Source organism: Variovorax sp. KK3, assembly GCF_001984055.1.
GTDB lineage: Bacteria > Pseudomonadota > Gammaproteobacteria > Burkholderiales > Burkholderiaceae_C > Variovorax.
The window spans coordinates 1-4,174 of record NZ_LYVO01000159.1 but is presented as its reverse complement, the minus strand read 5'-3'; the positions used below and the strand labels follow the sequence as shown (position 1 = coordinate 4,174).

Below are 4,174 nucleotides of genomic sequence, written 5' to 3'. Positions count from 1 at the left end.
CCTAGAGAAAGACGATGCTTATGACGACGACCGACACGGCTCCCGGTAATGCACCGGATGGTGAACAAGCGCAGGGCGTGCGTCCGGCCGAAGGCTATGCCGGCGACGTGCTGCCCGAACTGGCCCACGCCTGGACGACCAACGGCGAGGCCGTGCTGGTCGACGTGCGCAGCGACGCCGAGCGCGAATGGGTGGGCTTCGTGCCCGGCGCCGTCGGCGTCGCGTGGAAGCAGTGGCCCGGCATGGCGCCCAACCCCGCGTTCGACGAAGCGCTGCGCGCCGCCGTGCCGCAGGGCAAGAAGGCCGTGCTGCTGTGCCGCAGCGGCGTGCGCTCGATCTCGGCCGCGCGCCGCGCCACCGAGCTGGGCCTGGAGGCCTACAACATCCTCGAGGGCTTCGAAGGCGATGCCGACGCCGACGGCCACCGCGGCCGCAAGGGCGGCTGGCGCCTGCGCGGGCTGCCCTGGAAGCAGAACTAGGCGCAAAAAAATGCCCGCGCGGCGGCGGGCTTGGTATACCGACTCGAAGGCTCGGTCAGAGCTTTGGAATACGGAGCTTTTGACCGGGGTAGATCTTGTCGGGGTGCGTCAGCATCGGCTTGTTGGCCTCGAAGATCGCGTTGTACTTGTTGGCGTCGCCGTAGTACTTCTTCGAGATGGCCGAGAGCGTGTCGCCCTTGACGACATCGTGGTACTGCGCGGGGTCGGCGGCCGGTGCCACCAGCTGGTTGTCGACCTTCGTCACGTTCGACACGTTGCCGGCCGCGAGCGTGGCTTTCTCGCTGGCTTCCTGCGAAGGCGCGTTGCCCTTCAAGGTGACCAGGCCGTCGGCCGCCGCGTAGCTCACGTCCAGGTTGGTCAGGCCGAGGTTCTGACTCTCGATGTAGGTCTTGATGGCATTGCCCGCCACCTTGTTGGCGTCGGGCTCGGCCGCGTGGGCCGACGAGCCGCCGAACAGTTTCTCTCCCGCTTCCTTGATGAAACTCAGCAATCCCATGGAATTCTCCTTGTGCCTTGGTTGATCGGACGGCCACTTTAACGGCGCGCCGTGACGCGCCGGCGTAGGCGTCGTTCGCAATTGCAAGCACCCGTGAGCGCAACTCGCAATAATGCCGCGCATGGCATTCCTCGCGATCGACATCGGCAACACCCGGCTCAAGTGGTCGCTCTACGACGCGGCCCGGCCCGGTGCGACGCTGCTGTCGCACGGCGCCGAGTTCCTCGACCACATCGAACGGCTGGCCGACGGACCCTGGGCCGACCTGGCGGCCCCCTCCTCCATGCTGGGCTGCGTGGTGGCCGGCGACGCGGTGCGGCGTCGCGCCGAAGAGCAGGTGACCGAACGCTTCGACTGCTCGCCGCGCTGGGTGGTGTCGAGCGCCGCCGAGGCCGGCATCGTCAACGGCTACGACCACCCCACGCGCCTGGGCGCCGACCGCTGGGTCGCGATGATCGGCGCGCGCCACCGCATGCTGGCCCAGGGCCCGGCACGGCCGATGGTGGTGGTGATGATCGGCACCGCCGTCACGGTCGAGGCGGTGGACGTGCACGGCAAGTTCCTGGGCGGGCTCATCCTGCCGGGCCACGGCATCATGCTGCGCGCACTCGAGTCGGGCACCGCCGGCCTGCACGTGCCGACCGGCGACGTGCGCGAATTTCCCACCAACACCAGCGACGCCCTGACCAGCGGCGGCACCTACGCCATCGCCGGTGCGGTGGAGCGCATGGTGCAGCACGTGCGCGCCCATTGCGGCGCCGAGCCGGCCTGCTACATGACCGGCGGCGCGGGCTGGAAGATGGCGCCCAGCATGAACGGCAACTTCGAGCTGGTCGACAGCCTGATCATGGACGGCCTGCTGGTGATCGCCCAGGAACGCATGCTCGCCTCCTGACGCCGGCTCCGGCCGCGCCGCCGGCCCCTGCGGCGTAGCCAGTTGGCACAAGCGGCGCGCCGATGCGCGCGCCTAGAGTGGGGAATGGCGTACACCCACGAGCACCTCGAGATCCAGAAGACGCTGCGCCGCTTCATCGACGAGCGGATCAACCCCCACGTCGACGAATGGGAAGAGGCCGAAGCCTTTCCCGCCCATGCCGTCTTCAAGCAACTCGGCGCGCTGGGCCTGCTGGGCCTGCACAAGCCCGAGGCCTACGGCGGCGGCGGACTCGACTATTCCTACGCCATGGCCATGGCCGAGGCACTGGGCCACGTGCGCTGCGGCGGCGTGCCGATGGCCATCGGCGTGCAGACCGACATGTGCACGCCCGCCCTGGCCCGCTTCGGCGGCGACGCACTGTGCCGCGAGTTCCTCGCCCCGGCCATCGCCGGCGACACGGTCGGCTGCATCGGCGTGAGCGAACCCGGTGCCGGCAGCGACGTGGCAGGCCTCAAGACCCGCGCCCGAAAGGACGGCGGCGACTACCTCATCAGCGGCCAGAAGATGTGGATCACCAACAGCCTGCAGGCCGACTGGATGTGCATGCTGGTCAACACGGGCGATGGACCCGTGCACCGCAACAAGTCGCTCGTCATCGTGCCCATGGACAGCCCCGGCATCGAGAAGGCGCAGAAGATCCGCAAGATCGGCATGCATTCGAGCGACACCGGCCTGATCCATTTCGACGAGGTGCGCGTGCCGCAACGCTTTCGCATCGGCGAGGAAGGCCAGGGCTTCGTCTACCAGATGCAGCAGTTCCAGGAAGAGCGCCTGTGGTGCGCCGCCAGCTCGCTGCTGCCGATGGAAGACTGCATTCGCGAGACCATCGAATGGGCGCAGCAGCGGCAGCTCTTCGGCGGCACGCTGGCCGACCAGCAGTGGGTGCAGTTCAAGCTGGCCGAATTGCAGACCGAGGTCGAGGCCCTGCGCGCCCTCACCTATCGCGCCTGCGAGCTCTACGTGCAGGGCGACGACGTGACCGCGCTGGCATCAATGGCCAAGCTCAAGTGCGGGCGGCTCACGCGCGAGGTCGCCGACACCTGCCTTCAGTTCTGGGGCGGCATGGGCTTCACCTGGGAGAACCGCGTGTCGCGGCTCTACCGCGACGGCCGGCTCGCCTCGATCGGCGGCGGTGCCGACGAGGTGATGCTGGGCATCCTGGCCAAGACCATGGGCATCGCCAAGCGGCCGCCCAGAAACTGAGCGCTCGACCGCGTCCCGGGCCCCTTTTTCCAAGGGAAAACCAGGAGGCCGCACCCCGTTTACGTGGAATTCCGTACAGCCCTGGTCAGCCAGCGGTCAGGCGCCGGAAACGACCCTCGGATGGTCACTACGAGGATCGAGACAATGCAAATCAAGAGTCAGGCTGACTTCTTTTCAGGAGTCATGTTCACGGTGGTGGGGGGCGCATTCGCTGTCGGCGCCACCAGCTACAACGTGGGCGACGGTGCCCGCATGGGGCCCGGTTATTTCCCGCTGATGCTGGGCATTCTGCTGGCCATCCTGGGCGCGGTCATCATGTTCCAGGGCCTGGCGGTGGAGACCGCCGACGGCGACAAGATCGGCAAGTGGGCCTGGAAGCCGCTGGCCTTCGTCATCGGCGCCAACCTGGCCTTCGGCGTGCTGCTGGGCGGCCTGCCGTCCATCGGCGTTCCGGCCATGGGGATGATCATCGCGATCTACGCGCTGACCATCATCTCCAGCCTGGCGGGCGAGCACTTCAAGCTGCGCGACGTGCTGGTGCTCGCCACCATCCTCGCCGTGGGCAGCTACGTGGCATTCATCTGGGCGTTGAAGCTTCAGATCCAGGTCTGGCCGACCTTCATTTCGGGCTGAAGCAGGACAACGCACCATGGAACTCATCCACAACCTGGCGACCGGCTTCGGCGTCGCCTTCACGTTCACCAACCTGCTCTACTGCCTGGTCGGCTGCATCCTGGGCACGCTGATCGGCGTGCTGCCTGGCATCGGCCCGGTCGCCACCATCGCGATGCTGCTGCCGGCCACCTACGCGCTGCCGCCGGTGTCGGCGCTCATCATGCTGGCGGGCATCTACTACGGCGCCCAGTACGGCGGCTCCACCACCGCCATTCTGGTCAACCTGCCGGGCGAGTCGTCCTCGGTGGTGACCTGTATCGACGGCTACCAGATGGCAAGGCAGGGACGAGCCGGCCCCGCGCTGGCGGCCGCCGGCCTGGGCTCCTTCTTCGCCGGTTGCGTGGGCACGCTGATCCTGGCCGC

6 protein-coding genes are annotated in these 4,174 nt (G+C 67.8%); 5 read left to right on the top strand and 1 reads right to left on the bottom strand.

The annotated features are described in order from the left end of the window. Positions 1 to 20 precede the first annotated feature (20 nt). Positions 21 to 479, top strand: coding sequence for a rhodanese-like domain-containing protein (locus tag B0W80_RS33800; protein WP_077003506.1), 459 nt, complete (start codon positions 21 to 23; stop codon positions 477 to 479). Positions 480 to 534: 55 nt separating this feature from the next. Here B0W80_RS33800 and lysM read toward each other — a convergent pair whose 3' ends face one another. After that, positions 535 to 996: a peptidoglycan-binding protein LysM gene (gene lysM, locus B0W80_RS33795; protein ID WP_077003505.1), complete on the bottom strand. Its 462-nt coding sequence runs from the start codon at positions 994 to 996 to the stop codon at positions 535 to 537. A 121-nt stretch (positions 997 to 1,117) separates the two neighbouring features. On the opposite strand from lysM, the gene B0W80_RS33790 reads away from it, so the two are divergent. The 4 genes from B0W80_RS33790 to B0W80_RS33775 all read left to right on the top strand — a co-directional run. Then, entirely contained in the window at positions 1,118 to 1,891 is a 774-nt protein-coding gene (locus B0W80_RS33790) for a type III pantothenate kinase (protein WP_077003507.1), read from the top strand. A gap of 84 nt (positions 1,892 to 1,975) precedes the next feature. After that, complete coding sequence (locus B0W80_RS33785; protein WP_077003504.1) at positions 1,976 to 3,136, top strand: acyl-CoA dehydrogenase family protein; 1,161 nt, start codon at positions 1,976 to 1,978, stop codon at positions 3,134 to 3,136. 144 nt (positions 3,137 to 3,280) lie between these two features. Next, positions 3,281 to 3,769: a tripartite tricarboxylate transporter TctB family protein gene (locus B0W80_RS33780; protein WP_077003503.1), complete on the top strand. Its 489-nt coding sequence runs from the start codon at positions 3,281 to 3,283 to the stop codon at positions 3,767 to 3,769. A gap of 16 nt (positions 3,770 to 3,785) precedes the next feature. Next, a partial coding sequence (locus B0W80_RS33775) for a tripartite tricarboxylate transporter permease (protein WP_179107100.1) occupies positions 3,786 to 4,174 on the top strand: 389 nt, incomplete at its 3' end.

Coding starts and splice junctions, on each gene's coding strand:
- B0W80_RS33800 (WP_077003506.1), top strand. CDS start 21: ATGACGACGACCGACACGGCTCCCGGTAATGCACCGGATGGTGAACAA.
- lysM (WP_077003505.1), bottom strand. CDS start 996: ATGGGATTGCTGAGTTTCATCAAGGAAGCGGGAGAGAAACTGTTCGGC.
- B0W80_RS33790 (WP_077003507.1), top strand. CDS start 1,118: ATGGCATTCCTCGCGATCGACATCGGCAACACCCGGCTCAAGTGGTCG.
- B0W80_RS33785 (WP_077003504.1), top strand. CDS start 1,976: ATGGCGTACACCCACGAGCACCTCGAGATCCAGAAGACGCTGCGCCGC.
- B0W80_RS33780 (WP_077003503.1), top strand. CDS start 3,281: ATGCAAATCAAGAGTCAGGCTGACTTCTTTTCAGGAGTCATGTTCACG.